We start from the raw sequence: 16,588 nt of genomic DNA, 5'->3' as shown, positions 1-16,588 counted from the left end.
CTTTTGCTAGGAATATCGACTTCACTGAGGATTTTTGAAAATTATAAGAGTTTTGGCCGGTTAATGGACAGTGTTTTAAATCAACCGTATGACTTCTCAAAAAAGACTAGAATATATAGTCTTTTTTTCTTGATAACACCGTACTGATTTTTAAAAGAAACACTCGATTTAGTATATTAGAAACATTTATTTTTCTAAAATTCTGTTGTTTTCCTGTTTAACAAATAATGAAACAGAAAGGTATCAGTAACGAATTGTTGCTGCAAAATGACGTTACTATAATAATGTTATGTCAACTATTACTCGATATTATGCTCCTGTCAAAGGACTCAGCAGATGAACTGCACCTCAATCGTTAGAGAAAATCTCATAATTGGGGTGCAGCACAGGGTGGTTGCCAGGAATATTGGTTATTAGTTCGGTTATAAGGTACTTATATTCTTCATTTTATCCAGCTCCAAAGGTAAAAAAGCATATTCTCCGTCCTTAATAATCTCACATTTACGAACGTGGATTGGCTGTTTAAAAATAGGCCCATCAATTACTGTCGTATGAAACTCTCCGCCTTCTCCGCAGGGGTCAATGCCGCGAGCTTCAAGTTCCTTCACGTATTCATGGGTTAACTTTCGCCCTAAATCATCCTCTGTCATTCCCAATGATAAATTAACGGTTACGATGATCGTTACAAATCCTAGATTCATGAACTCTTCGACAGCTTCACGATGATTCATTTCCCATAAAGGCATTCCAAGCTTCAACCCGGCATTCTTCGTAACCTTATCATGCCAACAGCCATGGGCAGGCATATCCAAGTCTCCTGTTACTAAAACTTCTGCTCCTTGATTTTTAGCTTTTTCCAAAAGGCGCATAAATACTTCTTCATAATCAGTCCAACTGGCAGCTGCAGTATATACAGGCAATCCTATTGATTCAGCTTGGGCATGTATGAGTTCCGGAGGCATTCCATGGGATCTGGAACGTTTTCCTTCTTCCTCCAGCATGACGATCAGTCCTACAGCTTCTCCAATGTTCATTGCTTTATAAAGGGCTAAGACACTATCCTTTCCTCCGCTAAAAGAAGCTATGAACTTATGACCGCGAGCACTATTTTTCCAATCGATTAATTCTGCCATTCATATTTTCCCCTTTATTCTAATGACTTTTTGCCAATTTCATCTTTTATATTCGATGTTTCATAACCATATTTGTTTGATTTTATCACGGTTGAAGCTTTCAGATAAGATATTAATGCATTCTGATACAAAAAAACTTGTATTTAAAGAGAAGTTCTTCCCCAAAAAACTACTCTATAATGAACTGAACAATATGAGATGATTATTTTAAATCCCTAGTGTACAAAGGTGAAATAAAAAGGCATGAGTCTCGGTGGGAACCGATTCAAGCCCTTAAGGCTGCTAAATAAAGTTTTTAGCTATTATGGGTTTCTTTCACATAGTAGGTTCCTTTTATAAAATCGCAATATGTATTTCCACTTTTCCATCAGGATAATACTTTTCAAAATCCAGACTATATTTCCTGTTCAAATTTTTATCTTCCTCCAGCTGCCATATCTTTTTCCAGGTTTCAGTTATGGAATGTTCATCTTGTAAACATTCAAACACCGCGTACTCTTGATCTGGGATGACAAAATTTTCTTTCGATACGGGGGTTTCGGTGGCTATAGCTAATGTATAATCTCCATGATAGTTACTTTCGTACTGATGGTATATCCCATATTTGATATCATTTTCAATATTAAGAACATTTGTTTTGCTCCAAAGGGATCCGATTTTCTCGAAAAGATTTTTATCGGTGAAATTATTAGTCCTTATTTCGCCAATCAAGTAGACTACTTTACTCATTAGCTAGCAACCCCTTATTTAAATAAATTTGGATAACACAATAATGATATCATGATGATGGAATTTTTTGAAAAGTTTTGGCGTTAGTTCCTGGTTTGGAATTTGTGAATTGAACAATACAAAGGTGCTTAAACAGTTAAAGGGAACCAATCTATCCTCAGATGTGAATTAGTTGTTTACTCTATATATTGTATCCAGTGTTTTTTAAATTGGATACAATTTATTTAATTTTCTGTATTGTAATCGCTTTATTAAGTTGATATAGTTTAAATTGTATCCAATATCGAAAGGTGGACGCTGAATTGGATAATGCTAATTCTAAAAGAGATAAATCAACTATCGTTAAGAACGTAACGAAAAGTCTTAGGAAGGCGATTTTGAATGGGACGTTGAAAAAGGGGGAGCGACTCATCCAAGAGGAGTGGGCCGATCGCCTGGAAGTAAGCAGGATGCCGATTCGTGAAGCCCTTACACAGCTTCAATTGGAAGGGTTGGTGGAAATGGTTCCTCATAAAGGAGCAATCGTCACACCGATTACCCGGGATGATATTGAAGAAATTTATCATACCAGGTCTCTGCTTGAAGGCCTTGCAGTAGAAAAATCGCTTCCTTATTTAACAAAGGAGGACAAAGAAAAATTAAAGGGTATTTTGAGTGAAATGGAAGGGATTCAGTTATCTGACGAAACCAATGAGCATTATATCCTTTTGAATGGGGCTTTTCATGAAACCCTCCGAAAAGGGTGCCCATGGCCAAGGGTTCAAAAAATGGTTGAAACGTTGGGTATCTCACCCATTGCGCCGAATTTGCTGATTGATTATTACCCAGAAACGCAACGGGAACACCGGATGATTTATGAAGCGGCACTAAGAGGGGATCCTGCAGAACTAAGGGCAGCAGTAGAATTTCACATCTTGCGGACTAAAAACAATTTAATTACGTATATGGAGTTGCTGAATACTAAAAATCATCAATAAAAGGAGTGTTAATTGTGTATGATTTCGCAATTGTTGGTGGGGGAATTGTAGGTTTATCGACGGGAATGGCTCTTTATCAGCGTTTTCCTAATGCTAAAGTGGTAGTCATTGAAAAAGAGGCTGTTGTTGCAGATCATCAAACGGGGCATAACAGCGGCGTCATCCACTCAGGAATTTATTATAAACCAGGCAGCTTCAAAGCACGGTTTGCCCGTCAAGGAAGCAAATCAATGACGGAATTCTGCCGGATGCATGGAATTGAACATGATATTTGCGGAAAGGTCATTGTTGCAACAAAACCAGAAGAGTTGCCCCTTCTAGATGATTTATATTCACGCGGTTTGCAAAATGAGCTAGCTATCCAAAGAATTGGTGTGGATGAGTTAAAGGAAATCGAACCACATGTTAATGGACTTGGTGCGATTCGCGTCCCGCAAGCCGGCATCGTCAATTATCGTCAGGTAAGTGAAAAGATGGCGGATATCATCCGAGGCAACGGCGGTGAAATCAAGCTGAATACAAAGGTGGAGAAGATTGACGAGGATTTTGATGAAGTCATCATCGACACGAACAACGGTACAATAAAGGCAAGGGTGGTCATTAATTGCGCTGGATTGTACAGTGACCGTATCGCAGCAGCTGCGGGGTATAAAACAGATATGAAAATTGTCCCGTTTCGCGGTGAGTATTTTAAATTGAAGCCCGAAAAGCGCTTCCTTGTCAATCATTTGATTTATCCGGTACCTAACCCGAAATTTCCATTTCTAGGGGTTCATTTTACGCGGATGATTAGTGGGGAAGTAGATGCCGGTCCAAATGCTGTACTAAGTTTCAAGCGGGAGGGTTATAAAAAAACTGACTTCAATGCGAAGGATTTAGCTGAAGTTTTAAGCTATAAAGGTTTTTGGAAACTGGCCAGTAAATTCATGAAGGAAGGGATGGATGAATATGTCCGTTCTTTTAGTAAAAAGCAATTTACGAAAAGCCTGCAGGAATTGATTCCGGAAATTCAAGAAGATGATTTAATCCCTGCACCTGCTGGAGTCCGGGCTCAAGCGTTACAGGATGATGGTAATATGGTGGATGATTTTCATATTATAATGGGGAAACGGACCATTCATGTTTGTAATGCACCGTCACCTGCTGCAACAGCATCAATTGAAATTGGAAAAGAGGTTGTTAATCGCATTCCGGAACAATCACACTTATTGGAAGCTGCATATACAAAATAAAATTCGTTAAAGAGAGGAAGAGGCCACATGTTCAATGGTAAAACAATTTTCATTGCAGGTCATGCACGTTTACCTCAAGGGATGGCAGCGAAAAGTGTCTTTGAAACATTGACCATCACCGCGGAAGTCGATGCTAAATATGGTGTTGTCCTGGAGGCTTCTTGTACACTGGCAACAGAGCATGGACGGGAATTTATTGGGCGTTTATTAAAAGGGATCAGTTTAAATGATGGTGTTGATGAAGCGATAGAATCGATTACATCTTATTATCGGGGGAAAGCGGCTAATGCATTGATTGCTGCCTTGAAGGACCTGGATCTCCATTTTCAGCAAATTAAAGCGGCAGAAAAAACGAAACTACCAAGTTAGTAAGATGATTTATCAGAATAATTTGTAAAAGATGTTGACATTTTTACGGAAAAACGTTTTAATGTAATTAAGCCAATATTATGACATTAACACCTTTTGGAAAATACCTTTTCAGAATCGTGTAAAGCTCTTAATGATTGGAAACAGGAAAAATAAATCATACATAAACTGCATATTCGCTGTGACTCTATTTGCATAGAGCAGTGAAGTGAATATAAGCCAGTTGTACAGTTGGATTCCCATTTTGTTTGGGGATCTTGTGCGACTGGCTTTTTATATTTCCTGTTAACTTTGTCACCTATATTACAAATAACAGGAGGAATCATTCATGAACATTGCAGAAAAAAAGAGAGCGAAGTTTGAAAGGAAAACAGAAAAATACGAGGTGATAGTTCACCCTCAATCCAGCCGTTTATATCATATTGAAATTTCAAAAGAGGCGATTGCTGCTTTTTTAGAAACGGTATCCAAGGATAATCAGTCTGTTCAACATCTGGAATATACGCCATATGCACGACTCATCATTGCTTCATATCTTTTGGATCAAGTAGGGGAAGACTTTGGTGAATTGCTTCGTAACATCGTTCATGATCGAGAATCCGGCGGCTTCACTCTTGGCTTGGAGGGTGTCACGGAGAATACAGATGAATATGTCATTTTTGCAACGGCCATTTCATACTTGCTCGGAACTCCAAATCATGATGCCATGTCAGGAAAATATTATGCCCGTTTTAGTGTTCAAGACACGGATAGCAGTGATTCATATTTGCGTCAGGCCTATCGTTTATTTACACTTCATACGGACGGAACCTTTGTTGATGAACCAACGGACTGGTTACTGATGATGAAGATGATCGAACAAAATGCCCGCGGTGGCGAATCACGCTTATTGCACCTAGACGATTGGAAAGAGCTTGATATGTATGTAAATCATCCATTATCAAGCCAGAAATTCACGTATAAGGCACCGAAAAGCAAGAACATTGATCAGGAAATTGAAAGATTGACATTCTTCAATCATAATAACAAACCTGGTATATGTTTTATCGATCAATTTGTATACCCTGAATCAATCGAACAAGCCCAATACTTACGCGATTTATCTACTTCATTAGAAAACGATGAAAGTGTACTAGAACTGGAACTGCCTGTTGGAGATTTAGTTGTCGTCAACAATATATTTTGGCTTCATGGCCGCGCTGCATTTGAAAAAGATCCGAACCTGAACCGTGAATTGCTTCGCCAGCGCGGAAGATTCAATCAATAGTTTCATTTTGTAAACCTAATTTTTTTCATCCCCAAATACCATTTTTAAGATAAATTCTTTTCAACCCAAGGGTTGGAAGCAATTTATCTTTTTTTTGAGTGGGTTAAGTTTTACTAATGGATTCAACAAGATTCTTAATGAACCAATGTTCGGGGCAAATCTAAATTTCTGATATACTGATATGACCAAAATAAATAGAAGAAAGAGGGGATAGTATTTTATGGGGATTGCTAATTTTTCTAATTTTACGCGATTTAAGAATCTAATTAATGCTTTACCTGCTGCCTATACAGATGAAATGATACAGAGCGAACAATTTTTGCTTGAAAGAGATGAAAAGAAAAAGCTCGAAATCTATTACGCACCTTTTGAATATGTAAATGAACGGGCAAAAGTGGTGATTGTCTGAATCACTCCTGGATTACATAAAATGAAAAAATCTTATTCTACCGTAATTAATGCAAAAAGGCACATACATAGTGATGAAGAGATCCTGCACGAAGTAAAAAAGAATTCCAGTTTTGAAGGAACGATGAGAAACAATTTAATTCAATGTTGGATGAGCTTGGATTACATACATACTTAAACATATCGTCCGCACTGGATCTTTTTAACGAAGCAAGTCACCTCGTTCATACTACCTCTGTTTTAACCTATCCAGTTTTTTATAACGGGAAAAACTACAATGGAACAACTCCGAACATATTAAAGACCGAGTTGCTTAAAAAAATATAATGGAAAGCTTTGCTGCCGAAATAGGGATGATTGAAATCACGCTTATTATTCCTTTAGGCGTTAATGTTTCCAAGGTCTTAAACTATTTAGCTGGTCACAATTATTTAGATGCTAACAACATGCTTCTAGGATTTCCTCATCCATCTGGGGAAATGGTCATCGTCATAAGCGGTTTGCAGCAAATAAAGAGCAAATGAAAATGATGTTTCAGCACTATTTTTCAAAGGAAATGACCGTTGGTTAAAGGACAGTGCTCAATAAAACTTATATAGGTATTAAAGGACAGGAAACATTTGATTAAGAATTCATATTCATCTTTTAGTGTTAAAAGTAAAATTAACTATTTACTAGTGCTATTTTGGAGATTATAATAAGAACAAATGTTCTTTATTATAGGAGGCATTAACATGGATGAACTAGAGGAATTTTTAAAATCACTCACTATTGAAGAGTTAAAAGTTATTTATGAAGAAGTAAGTGAACCTGATATTAATAAATAAATGAAAAAAATTTGAACATAGAAGAATCTTAATACATTACTCATTTCAAGTTGATTTCGCTGAATAGAATTATGTTTCGAAAGCATCCTCATCACCTCAAGTTTTAATACTTCTATTATAAAACAAAAAAGACTGTGGGCAAAAGGAGTTCTATCTGAAATTTTAAACATAGTTGATTGGAACGGAAGGTGCGAGACTCCTGCGGGAATAGCGAGTCCAAGGGAGACCCCACAGGCGCAAGTGCGCCGAGGAGGCTGTCGGACCGCCCGCGGAAAGCGAGTGCCTGGAGTGGAAATCAACGTCCAAATTTGTACAAGCAAAAAAAATTGTAGACAAACTCGATTTTCATCGAGTTTGTCTACAGTCTGAATCAAGGACCAATTAAAGGTCCTTGATTTTTTATGAAAAGGAGTATTTGAAAAAAACTGGTGGTAATTTTCAAGGACGAGGAAGTTATGTGAAAAGTGCACCTCTGACATCATAATTTTCTATATCGATTTCGATTTTTCTATCAAGTGCGAGATTTGCCAATAGTGAGCCTATATAGGGGCCCATTGTTAAACCTGAAGCTCCAAGACCATTGGCTACGATTATTCCTTCCCAGTCAGGCAAAGGACCCATGACCGGAAGGAATCCCGGCGTGAATGGACGAAATCCGACCCTTGCTTCAACAAACGTACTATCTGTCAAACCGGGAGCGGTTTGCAAGGCCTTATCGAAAACCTCCCGGAGTCCTCCTGCGGTCATTCGGGTATCGAAAACTTCCGTATTTTCGTGAGTCGCCCCAGCAACGATTTTATTATTATCGAAAGCCAAAAGATATTGATCACTGGGAGGCATGACTACAGGCCAGTCAGTTGTATTGTCATTTGGCGTTTCCAGATGAATGATTTGAGCCTTTTGGAAGGTGACTTGAAAATTCACGCCGAGTGGCTTCAGTAATTGCGGTGCCCAGGCGCCAGCACAAACAATCACTTTATCGGCAGATATGAATTCATCTCCAAGTGTTACACCTGTCACTTGTGCACCGTTATATGTAAGTATGGCCTCACCATACATAAGTTTTGCACCGTTTTTTTGTGATGCCCGCAATAAGGAATCACGTAGTGCGCGTCCATCGACCCGCGCTGCACCACTCACGTGAACGGCTGCATATTCACTGGAAAGAGGCGGGAATAAGGCACGTGTTTCCTCTGCGGAAAGTATTGTGATCGTCCCGATCTCCGGTGCTTCTTCTTTCCGTTTTGCCGCCCGGTTCTTCATGGCATTCAGTTTATCTTCATCGGTATGTAAGCTTATGGCCCCGACCTGGGCATACCCAGTCTCGGTTTCCCCGTCCCGTTCAAGTTCTTCAATTAAACCCGGATAAAAAGCCGCACCATTTTTGGCAAGGAGATACCAAGCTTGGTTGCGTCTTTGCGAAATCCACGGGCAAACGATTCCTGCAGCTGCAGATGTTGCCTGACCGATATCTTGTCGGTCAATAATGATCACTTCAACACCAGTTTTAGCCAACTGATAGGCAGTGGAAGCTCCCAAAATTCCTGCACCAACTACAATGATTTTTTGCATGATTCAACATCTCATTTCTCTCATATGTATAAACGCTTACCACTACTATATCGAAGACACGAAATGATTGCCACAACTGATATTGTAATTTCTTTCACAAAGTTATTTTATCTATAGTGAATATGCTATGATTGATATTGCGAAAGCTTGAAAAGATACTAGGAGGACATATCATGCTAAAAAAACAAATGGAATCATACATATCAAAATCCGTAATCGAAAACAAGGTTGAGTTGTTTAAAGAAGAAAAGGATTATGTCGAAATGCATAAATTAATCGCCGATGATATCATTATAGTGGAAAAAGAAAATGCATCCCGTTTTACAGATGCTTATATGGAACGCAGTAACAAAGAGAGCGAAGAATTAATCTCTGAAGAGAACTCTGCATTTTTATCACAACCGATCGAGTATTTGAAAAATAACAAAGATGAGTTCCTTTACTTTGAGTCAAAATGGTTCGAATTAATCGGTGTTGAGGCACTTTCTTTAGAAGTCGATGATGTTTTTGGTACGTATAATGCGATGTTCGGATTGAAATTCCAGAAAAAAATGGGAGAAGTTTTAAAAACGTATTTAACTAAGGAACTCCAAGCAGAAATTGGTTCGTTCAGTTTAATGTTTAACCAGGGCGACGGGCTATGGGATGTGAATTTAGCCTTGGATAACGTAAAAGGATTCCGAGAAGACATGACATTAGAGGAAGCTTTTAATTTAATCTATCATTTTCTTTTTATCCTTGTTCAAACAATCGAGGAAAATATGTAAAACGAGGTGCCGCCATAAATATTAATGGCGGTTTTTTTATTTCTTGATTTAACCAATGCCCCTAGGCTTTGCTTCTGGATTTTAATCGATGCTTCTGGATATTGATAAAAGGAACTTGAAAGAATTCGTCGAATTGATTAATGATATACATTTATTTAATAAACTTAAATGTTTTGTTTTTAGCAATTTCAATTTTTTGTTTTATGTAAATGAAGTTACATCGGAAGGGGAAGTTATACTTGCTGAATGAACTGAAAGTTACTCAAGTTACCATTCCATTGCCTTTTAGGCTGGACCATGTCCATTGTTTCCTAGCGGAAGGTGAAAAAGGGTGGACAATCATTGATGCGGGATTAAATAACAAAACGACAAGGGATTTATGGAACCCAATTATCGAAAAACACGATATTACCGATATTATCATCACCCATTATCACCCAGATCATTTCGGGTATGCAGGGACATTACAACAATTAACCGATGCGGATGTTTGGATGACACAAGTGGATGAACATGCGGGAACTACGTATTGGGAAGCGGATTCGCTGAATCTGCTTAAAGAAAATTATAAAGCATGTGGTATGGAAGACGATTTATCCGTGGCCTTATCCAGTGACGAAAGCGGATTCATGCCACAAGTAAAACCCTACCCTGCCGTAAATCATCATCTTGAAGAAGGAATGAAACTGCATTTTGGCAAATATGAGTATGAAGTGATCTTCACGCCGGGACATTCTGATGGCCTGATTACTTTATACAATAAGGAAGAAAGTGTCCTTTTTTCGACAGATCATATATTGCCCAGGATATCTCCAAATATTTCTTATTGGTTTAAAGGTTTCAGCAACCCATTGGGAGAGTTTTTTAATTCTTTGAAAAAAATACAAAAGCTGGACGTTGAAAATGTCATCCCTTCACATGGGAAACCGTTTCAAAATGCAAATAAAAGAATTGTTGAATTGTTGGATCACCATCAGGACCGGTTGCATGTTATTCATGAAAACATGAAAGAGCCGATTACAGTAAATAGTGCTTGCCAGATCTTATTTGGAAATCTGTCCATTCACGAGACCAGGTTTGCTGTTGGTGAAACATTGGCACACCTAGAATACCTTCTTTTAAATGACCAATGCAGAAAGTTTAAACGTGATGGCAAATGGTATTATCAATCCATTTGATATTTTGAATGCTAACGTATCGAAAGATTTTAGCTCTTGTCGTCTAAAACGGCTATTATTGCTGCAGCCTATGTTTATTATCGCTATGGGGAGCTAATGGGAAGGGAAAAGTGGGAGGTAGGGGGATATTTCGATTACACGCCTGATATATTTTTGCATCCTTTATTAAGAAAAAACCACCGCCCATCAAATAATCTGGGCGGCGGATTGTTCATTGCCTGACACCTATTTGTCCCTTAACTTCGTTCATAATATCTTCAAGGGATGTGACAATTCCTTTATCGTCCTTATAGCTAATGTGCTTAGGTTGAAAATGGATCGGCGAATCTAAACCAGCAGCGGCTGAGATTCTAAATAATCCTTTTCTAAGCGTAACAAGAAAGTTGACCACACGGTATTTCTTTTCATTAATGACAAGTGCCTTTTGCAATTCAGGATCAGTGGTTGCTACCCCGACAGGACAAGCATTGGATTGACATTTCATCGTCTGTATACATCCTATTGCAATCATGAAACCTCGAGCTATGTTAACAAGGTCGGCTCCCATGGCTAGAGCTATCGCTATTCTATCAGGCGTGAACAATTTACCGGAGGCAATGATTTTAACGCGATTGCGGACACCGTATTTTTCCAAAGTAGATACTAAAATCGGCAAGGCGGATTTTATCGGTAATCCTACGCTATCGATCAATTCCTGATAAGATGCACCAGTGCCGCCTTCACCGCCATCCAATGAAATGAAATCCGGACCTTTCCCGGTTTCTTTCATGTAGCTAGCAAGCTCTTCAACACTGTCATTGCCACCGATGACCATTTTGATGCCGACCGGGATACCTGTATGTTCCCTGATTTTTTCGATAAAATCGCACATGGATTTTACGTCATTGAATTGATGAAACCGATTCGGACTATCAATCGCTTTGAACGGTACGACCTTGCGGATATCAGCGATTTCCGGATTCACTTTTTCAGCATCGATATGCCCTCCGCGAGTTTTGGCACCTTGAGCCAATTTGATTTCAAATGCTTTGATTTCGGGTATTTCACTTTTTCTTTTTAACTCATCCCAATCCATTTCGCCGATACTATCACGAACCCCAAACATAGCTGGACCGATTTGCATGATTATATCCACACCGCCGATTAAATGATAAGGAGAAAGTCCGCCTTCCCCTGTATTCATCCATGTGCCTTTTGCTGCAGCCAATCCCTCAGAAAGGGCAGTGATTGCGTTCTTCCCTAAAGAACCATAACTCATGGCGGACATACCGATAAGCCCTTTTAATCGAAAGGGATTCTTGGTGTTTGGGCCGATGATCACGGCATCTTCATCATCCAATAAGAACGCAGAGGTTACTTCATCTCCCCATTTTTCCTCTCGCTGTGAGAAAAGTGGGTCTTTTAATAGAATGTATCTTTTAGTCGTCACTTTTGTTTCTCGATCGTATTTTTCTTCTTCGGCTAACTTTGGAAACATGCTGTTTTTAACAAAGAAGCCTTCTTCATCAAAATCCCGTTTTGAGCCAAAACCTATGACATCCCGTAAATATTTTGAACTTTTCACCATATGTTCATAGTCATCCCGGGAAAAGGGTTTTCCTTCGTTATCACTGTTAAACCAATATTGCCGCATTTCAGGCCCGATTTTTTCCAGAAAGTAACGAATTCTCCCAAGCACGGGGTAATTCCTTAAAATTGCATGATGCTTCTGCATTCGGTCAAAGAAAACCATATAAAGTAATAGGAAAACCAAGACAATTATAATGATGAAGATAACGGTAAATCCAAGGATAATTAAAAGATTTGCGATAGCACTCATTCAATCCCTCCTGGTTAAAAAATCATGTATTGTTAATCTACTCGGTAACTCGATCAATTATACAGAATCCAATGCATGGTCTTAATAGGAATAGAACGTAAGCAGTCTTGTTCTCACAACATTTTTCAACTTCTCCTTTTCGATTGGCATATCCAACTTGGTTAACTGCAACGTTTTAGATCATGCAGCAACGGTGATTAGTTGATTTTTATTGGATGTACACACCCCGATATTTAAGTTACTAAGGATAAATTGTTGCAGTTACTCGATCAACTTCACTCTTATTTAACCGATTTAATTTCATATCCGTCATTCCCACTTGAGAGGGATGTCCTAATTTCATTCCAATCCGTTCAAGTCTCCCATCAATCGAATGCTCTTTTAGTAAGTCATCAACCAATAATTTTAGTGTTTTTTTCATCGAGATGTTTCGCAATAAAAACTTGATGAAGCATCATTTCACTAATCATTATCACCGATTCCCCCTGTGATGCCGATAACGCCAATAATTACATTTTAAAAAATGGGCAAATTAATTCCGGGAAGGATCCCCCAATTGATGACGATCATTTTCGTGAATGATTAGTGGCTTTCCCGTTTTAAAGGGGGGCGTTAGTTTACGCCTTTAGCATTCTTATACTTTTGAAGGTAAAATCATTTTTTGTATATGATTAAAATATTTCCGAAGATTATAATTAAATTATTATAAAAATATATTCATAGGGGGATTAAGCATGAAAATTGTTATTGCACCAGATTCCTATAAAGGAAGTTTGTCAGCATTAGAAGCTTCCAAAGCAATCGAGCGAGGGGTCAGGAAGGCACTGCCGGATGCGAAGACAGAATTAATTCCTGCAGCGGATGGCGGGGAAGGTACGATGGATAGTCTTGTTGCAGCTACGAATGGTCGAAAAGTCGAAGTGACAGTTAAGGGACCTTTACTTGAAGAAGTTCAAGCAGCATATGGAATATTGGGCGATCAGGAAACATGCGTGATTGAAATGGCCAGTGCATCCGGTCTGTGCCTAGTCGATCCAGATGAGTTGAACCCATTGATCACTACAACATACGGAACAGGGGAGCTTATTCAAATGGCATTGAATGATGGCTGTCGAAAGTTCATTTTAGCGGTTGGCGGAAGCGCTACAAATGATGGCGGTGTTGGTATGCTCCAGGCTTTGGGAATGAAGGTGTTTGATGAAGATGGTAAATCGTTGGGATTCGGGGGTGCCGAATTATCGCGGATATCAGAAATTAATACGGAGGATTTTGATTCCAGAATAGCAGATTCCGAGTTTTTGATTGCCTCGGATGTCCAAAATCCATTAGTCGGTCCCGATGGGGCATCAAGTGTATTCGGACCTCAAAAAGGGGCGACTCCTGACATGGTTGAAATGCTAGATAAAGCTTTATCATCATGGGCTGATTTGGTGGAAATCAAGACAGGCATACACTTGCATGATAAAGCAGGCGCCGGTGCTGCAGGTGGAATTGGTGGTGCATTTCAAGCCTTTTTCCGTGCAGAAACAAAAAGGGGCATCGATATTGTTATGGAGTACACAAAACTGGGTGATAAATTGTCCGATGCCGATTGTGTCTTTACGGGTGAGGGCCAAATCGATTACCAGACTGTTTCGGGCAAAACACCAATGGGAGTTGCACAAGAAGCTAAAAAGCATGGTATTCCTGTATTTGTTTTAGCTGGGTCGATCGGAACAGGTATTGAAGTTTTATATGACCATGGAATAACTAGTGTTCATAGTTTGGTGAACGCTCCTATGCCTTTAAAGGAAGCCATGGGAAGAGGAGCAGAATTGTTGGAAGTTTTAGCCGAACAGGTAATGCGGACTTTTTTAGCAGCGATTAAATATAGAGGGTAATCAAATGTTATTGGCACCAGTTAACCAAAATAATCATTTTTGGAGCGGGTGTGCGAGACTCCTGCGGGAAAAGCGTGTCCAAGGGAGACCTCGCAGGCGTAAAGGCTCCGAGGAGGCTCCTGGACCGCCCGCGAAAAGCGAGTGCCTTACGTTCCAATCAACGGCCAATTATTAAAAAAACTAAAAAAGACAGACAAACTCAATTATCATCAAGTTTGTCTGCAGTCTGGGTGAGGCGTGAAACGCTTCTCTTTTTTATGCTTTAAATAGAATATATTTTCATTTTTATGGTGTTATAAGAACTAAAATAGTGTATGATGCATAGTATAAGGTATGGTGTACGTCACATAGTATAGGGAAGAGGTGATTGGATGAGCACTTTACTGAATTCATTAACCACTGAGCTGCGCAGAGGCACTTTGACCTTAGCTGTTCTGAGTCAGCTCAAAACCCCTCAGTATGGGTACTCGCTTGTCCAGCGTTTAGAGAAGTCGGGAATTACCATTGATCAAAGTACTTTATATCCTTTACTTCGCCGCCTGGAAAAACAAGAATTGGTGACCAGCAGCTGGGATACTTCTGAAAGTAGGCCGCGCAAGTACTATTCTTTAAGTGATTATGGAGGAGAAATCTACACTCAGTTAAAGGAAGAATGGGAAAAAACTTCTCAAGAGCTTTATATATTATTAAAAGGAGAGGGAGAAGATGGAGCTGATTGAACTTTATATTCAGGAAGTTACCCGCAGGCTGCCAGAAAAAAACCGCGTGGATATTGCGCTTGAGCTTCAATCTACAATCGAAGATATGCTTCCGGAGGATCATACGGAGCAAGACGTGAAAGCGGTACTTTTAAAATTAGGAGATCCGGTTACACTGGCAAGTGGTTATCGCGATCGGCCAATGCATCTGATTGGACCGCGTTATTATGATGTTTATATCAGTCTGCTTAAAATGATTTTACCAATCGCTGCAGTCATTTCTCTAATCGCATTATTAGGGGATAATCCGCTTCGGGATACGGGGAATACGGTTATGGAAGCAATTTTAAAAATAATCGGGAAAGGAATTTCCGGTATCATCAGTACAGGTATCCAAGTGTTTTTCTGGCTGACGCTCTCATTTGCCATTTTAGAACGCATGGATACTTCAAAAGATCAGTCGCCTTTAACCAAAGACTTGAAACCATGGACACCGGAAAACCTAAAAGATATTCCGAACATTTCAAAGCAAAAAGCGATATCCATGATCGAGATATTTGCAAGTTTGTTAGGTCTTTCTGTATTCACGGCCCTTTATTTCAATGCAGCAAACCTCTTGGGCGTCTATGAAAAAAGAAATGACAGTCTCATTTTCGTGACACCCTCTTTTAATCAAGAGGTGTTGAATACCTATTGGCTGCCGGTATCTTGCGTCGTTATCATTGGGGTTTTCTTGGCGATTTATAAATTATTTTTAAGACAATGGACCCTGAAATTAGCTATATTCCATGCTATATACCAGCTGTTGTCGACTTTGACTTTCATCATCATCATCAGTAATCCTAATTTATTGAACCCTGAATTCATTGCATACCAAATAACACTATTTTCAATCGATGATTGGAAAACCTCGATTTACTGGGGTCTCATACTCATCACAATCTTTTTTGCCGCCTATGATTCCTATCAAGGCTTTCGAAAGGCAAAAATCCGTTAAGGCACAGCAACCTAGCTGTGTTTTTTTGTTTTTAAAGTTCCATGATGTGAAAAGATTTCTCAAGATAAAAGGGAAAACAGAAAAACACCTCATATGGAATATAGTTTTTAACGAACTATACGGCATATGAGGTGTTACATTTAAACCAACTTTTTATTGAACTGCATCGAACTGATTGACTTTCCAAGTGGATCCGGATTTATAAAAGGTAACCGTTCTTTTTACTGACTCACCGTCGACGGTAGGTACAGTTAAGTTGTAGGACCTAACGTTTAGTTTTTGATAAACCAATTTAATTTTTGCTTTTCTCCACTCTAACATGCTGAAGCCGTCTCCGATTGGACGGGCTAATTTCCCTTTATGAGTAATGTAATTATATTTGGTCAGCCCTTTTTCAACTGCATTATTAGTAAATGTCTCTGCTAAGTAGGTAGTCAATTTATCTTTTGTATCAAACTCTTGGCAAAGGTACGAATACTCTGTCCCTTTATAATTGAAAGTTTTTTGTGAACATGAACGGGTTTTATATCCATGTAAAGCATTCCAAAAATGTTTGCTGGCATTATCGGCTATCTTTAATGCATTTGCATCAGACAAATTCTGTGATGTCGTTTTTGCGGTAACCTGACCACTTAGAGTGAAAAATAAAATGATAATGGATAATAGCATACCTAAAGATTTTTTCATAATTAATCTCCCCAATCCCTAATAGGATACTTATGTAACGAAAGTTTA

At 38.9% G+C, this 16,588-nt stretch carries 17 protein-coding genes; 11 read left to right on the top strand and 6 right to left on the bottom strand.

All coding sequences use genetic code 11. From position 1 onward, the window contains the following. Window positions 1–422: 422 nt before the first annotated feature. Both ABC374_RS11770 and ABC374_RS11765 read right to left on the bottom strand, forming a co-directional pair. Window positions 423–1,133, bottom strand: a complete 711-nt coding sequence (locus ABC374_RS11770) for a Dph6-related ATP pyrophosphatase (protein ID WP_413017893.1) — start codon at window positions 1,131–1,133, stop codon at window positions 423–425. 333 nt (window positions 1,134–1,466) lie between these two features. Next, complete coding sequence (locus tag ABC374_RS11765; protein WP_413017891.1) at window positions 1,467–1,862, bottom strand: GyrI-like domain-containing protein; 396 nt, start codon at window positions 1,860–1,862, stop codon at window positions 1,467–1,469. A gap of 302 nt (window positions 1,863–2,164) precedes the next feature. On the opposite strand from ABC374_RS11765, the gene ABC374_RS11760 reads away from it, so the two are divergent. From ABC374_RS11760 to ABC374_RS11740, 5 genes are all read left to right on the top strand, one after another. Beyond that, window positions 2,165–2,839: a GntR family transcriptional regulator gene (locus tag ABC374_RS11760; RefSeq protein WP_413017889.1), complete on the top strand. Its 675-nt coding sequence runs from the start codon at window positions 2,165–2,167 to the stop codon at window positions 2,837–2,839. Between the two features lie 14 nt (window positions 2,840–2,853). After that, window positions 2,854–4,071: an L-2-hydroxyglutarate oxidase gene (lhgO, locus tag ABC374_RS11755; protein WP_413017887.1), complete on the top strand. Its 1,218-nt coding sequence runs from the start codon at window positions 2,854–2,856 to the stop codon at window positions 4,069–4,071. 27 nt (window positions 4,072–4,098) lie between these two features. Beyond that, window positions 4,099–4,440, top strand: a complete 342-nt coding sequence (locus ABC374_RS11750; RefSeq protein WP_053535078.1) for a DUF3870 domain-containing protein — start codon at window positions 4,099–4,101, stop codon at window positions 4,438–4,440. Window positions 4,441–4,768: 328 nt separating this feature from the next. Continuing rightward, entirely contained in the window at window positions 4,769–5,707 is a 939-nt protein-coding gene (gene glaH, locus ABC374_RS11745) for a glutarate dioxygenase GlaH (protein WP_413017885.1), read from the top strand. A 220-nt stretch (window positions 5,708–5,927) separates the two neighbouring features. Then, window positions 5,928–6,116, top strand: coding sequence for a hypothetical protein (locus ABC374_RS11740; RefSeq protein WP_413017883.1), 189 nt, complete (start codon window positions 5,928–5,930; stop codon window positions 6,114–6,116). A gap of 1,279 nt (window positions 6,117–7,395) precedes the next feature. On the opposite strand, the gene ABC374_RS11735 is transcribed toward ABC374_RS11740, so the two are convergent. Further along, entirely contained in the window at window positions 7,396–8,514 is a 1,119-nt protein-coding gene (locus ABC374_RS11735) for an NAD(P)/FAD-dependent oxidoreductase (protein WP_413017881.1), read from the bottom strand. A 173-nt stretch (window positions 8,515–8,687) separates the two neighbouring features. On the opposite strand from ABC374_RS11735, the gene ABC374_RS11730 reads away from it, so the two are divergent. The 3 genes from ABC374_RS11730 to ABC374_RS11720 all read left to right on the top strand — a co-directional run bounded on the left by ABC374_RS11730 (window position 8,688) and on the right by ABC374_RS11720 (window position 10,681). Then, complete coding sequence (locus ABC374_RS11730; protein ID WP_413017879.1) at window positions 8,688–9,281, top strand: branched-chain amino acid aminotransferase; 594 nt, start codon at window positions 8,688–8,690, stop codon at window positions 9,279–9,281. A 239-nt stretch (window positions 9,282–9,520) separates the two neighbouring features. Further along, window positions 9,521–10,459, top strand: a complete 939-nt coding sequence (locus tag ABC374_RS11725) for an MBL fold metallo-hydrolase (RefSeq protein ID WP_413017877.1) — start codon at window positions 9,521–9,523, stop codon at window positions 10,457–10,459. Between the two features lie 36 nt (window positions 10,460–10,495). Further along, a complete protein-coding gene (locus tag ABC374_RS11720) occupies window positions 10,496–10,681 on the top strand; it encodes a hypothetical protein (RefSeq protein ID WP_413017875.1) in 186 nt (61 codons plus the stop codon). Here the strand turns inward: ABC374_RS11720 and ABC374_RS11715 are convergent. Together ABC374_RS11715 and ABC374_RS11710 are read right to left on the bottom strand one after the other, a co-directional pair. Next, window positions 10,671–12,278 carry an FMN-binding glutamate synthase family protein gene (locus tag ABC374_RS11715; RefSeq protein ID WP_413017873.1) on the bottom strand — a complete coding sequence of 536 codons (1,608 nt, stop codon included), beginning with the start codon at window positions 12,276–12,278 and terminating at the stop codon, window positions 10,671–10,673. The two genes, ABC374_RS11720 and ABC374_RS11715, sit on opposite strands and share 11 nt — an antisense overlap. A gap of 241 nt (window positions 12,279–12,519) precedes the next feature. Next, window positions 12,520–12,699, bottom strand: a complete 180-nt coding sequence (locus ABC374_RS11710; protein WP_413017871.1) for a hypothetical protein — start codon at window positions 12,697–12,699, stop codon at window positions 12,520–12,522. Window positions 12,700–13,012: 313 nt separating this feature from the next. On the opposite strand from ABC374_RS11710, the gene ABC374_RS11705 reads away from it, so the two are divergent. The 3 genes from ABC374_RS11705 (at window position 13,013) to ABC374_RS11695 (ending at window position 15,853) form a co-directional block, all read left to right on the top strand. Next, a complete protein-coding gene (locus ABC374_RS11705; RefSeq protein ID WP_413017869.1) occupies window positions 13,013–14,158 on the top strand; it encodes a glycerate kinase in 1,146 nt (381 codons plus the stop codon). Window positions 14,159–14,529: 371 nt separating this feature from the next. Beyond that, the gene (locus ABC374_RS11700; protein WP_125160783.1) at window positions 14,530–14,877 is read left to right on the top strand and encodes a PadR family transcriptional regulator; all 348 of its coding nucleotides are present in this window, start codon (window positions 14,530–14,532) and stop codon (window positions 14,875–14,877) included. Further along, entirely contained in the window at window positions 14,864–15,853 is a 990-nt protein-coding gene (locus ABC374_RS11695; protein WP_413017867.1) for an HAAS signaling domain-containing protein, read from the top strand. The genes ABC374_RS11700 and ABC374_RS11695 overlap by 14 nt, the downstream gene beginning before the upstream one ends. A 153-nt stretch (window positions 15,854–16,006) precedes the next feature. Here ABC374_RS11695 and ABC374_RS11690 read toward each other — a convergent pair whose 3' ends face one another. Then, a complete protein-coding gene (locus tag ABC374_RS11690) occupies window positions 16,007–16,540 on the bottom strand; it encodes an IseA DL-endopeptidase inhibitor family protein (protein WP_413017865.1) in 534 nt (177 codons plus the stop codon). Window positions 16,541–16,588: the final 48 nt, after the last annotated feature.

Source organism: Peribacillus phoenicis (assembly GCF_047238085.1).
Lineage (GTDB): Bacteria > Bacillota > Bacilli > Bacillales > DSM-1321 > Peribacillus.
Note: the sequence above shows the minus strand (reverse complement) of the source record. Positions and strands in the feature narration are given on the sequence as shown.

Coding starts and splice junctions, on each gene's coding strand:
- ABC374_RS11770 (WP_413017893.1), bottom strand. CDS start 1,133: ATGGCAGAATTAATCGATTGGAAAAATAGTGCTCGCGGTCATAAGTTC.
- ABC374_RS11765 (WP_413017891.1), bottom strand. CDS start 1,862: ATGAGTAAAGTAGTCTACTTGATTGGCGAAATAAGGACTAATAATTTC.
- ABC374_RS11750 (WP_053535078.1), top strand. CDS start 4,099: ATGTTCAATGGTAAAACAATTTTCATTGCAGGTCATGCACGTTTACCT.
- glaH (WP_413017885.1), top strand. CDS start 4,769: ATGAACATTGCAGAAAAAAAGAGAGCGAAGTTTGAAAGGAAAACAGAA.
- ABC374_RS11740 (WP_413017883.1), top strand. CDS start 5,928: ATGGGGATTGCTAATTTTTCTAATTTTACGCGATTTAAGAATCTAATT.
- ABC374_RS11735 (WP_413017881.1), bottom strand. CDS start 8,514: ATGCAAAAAATCATTGTAGTTGGTGCAGGAATTTTGGGAGCTTCCACT.
- ABC374_RS11730 (WP_413017879.1), top strand. CDS start 8,688: ATGCTAAAAAAACAAATGGAATCATACATATCAAAATCCGTAATCGAA.
- ABC374_RS11715 (WP_413017873.1), bottom strand. CDS start 12,278: ATGAGTGCTATCGCAAATCTTTTAATTATCCTTGGATTTACCGTTATC.
- ABC374_RS11710 (WP_413017871.1), bottom strand. CDS start 12,699: ATGAAAAAAACACTAAAATTATTGGTTGATGACTTACTAAAAGAGCAT.
- ABC374_RS11705 (WP_413017869.1), top strand. CDS start 13,013: ATGAAAATTGTTATTGCACCAGATTCCTATAAAGGAAGTTTGTCAGCA.
- ABC374_RS11700 (WP_125160783.1), top strand. CDS start 14,530: ATGAGCACTTTACTGAATTCATTAACCACTGAGCTGCGCAGAGGCACT.
- ABC374_RS11695 (WP_413017867.1), top strand. CDS start 14,864: ATGGAGCTGATTGAACTTTATATTCAGGAAGTTACCCGCAGGCTGCCA.
- ABC374_RS11690 (WP_413017865.1), bottom strand. CDS start 16,540: ATGAAAAAATCTTTAGGTATGCTATTATCCATTATCATTTTATTTTTC.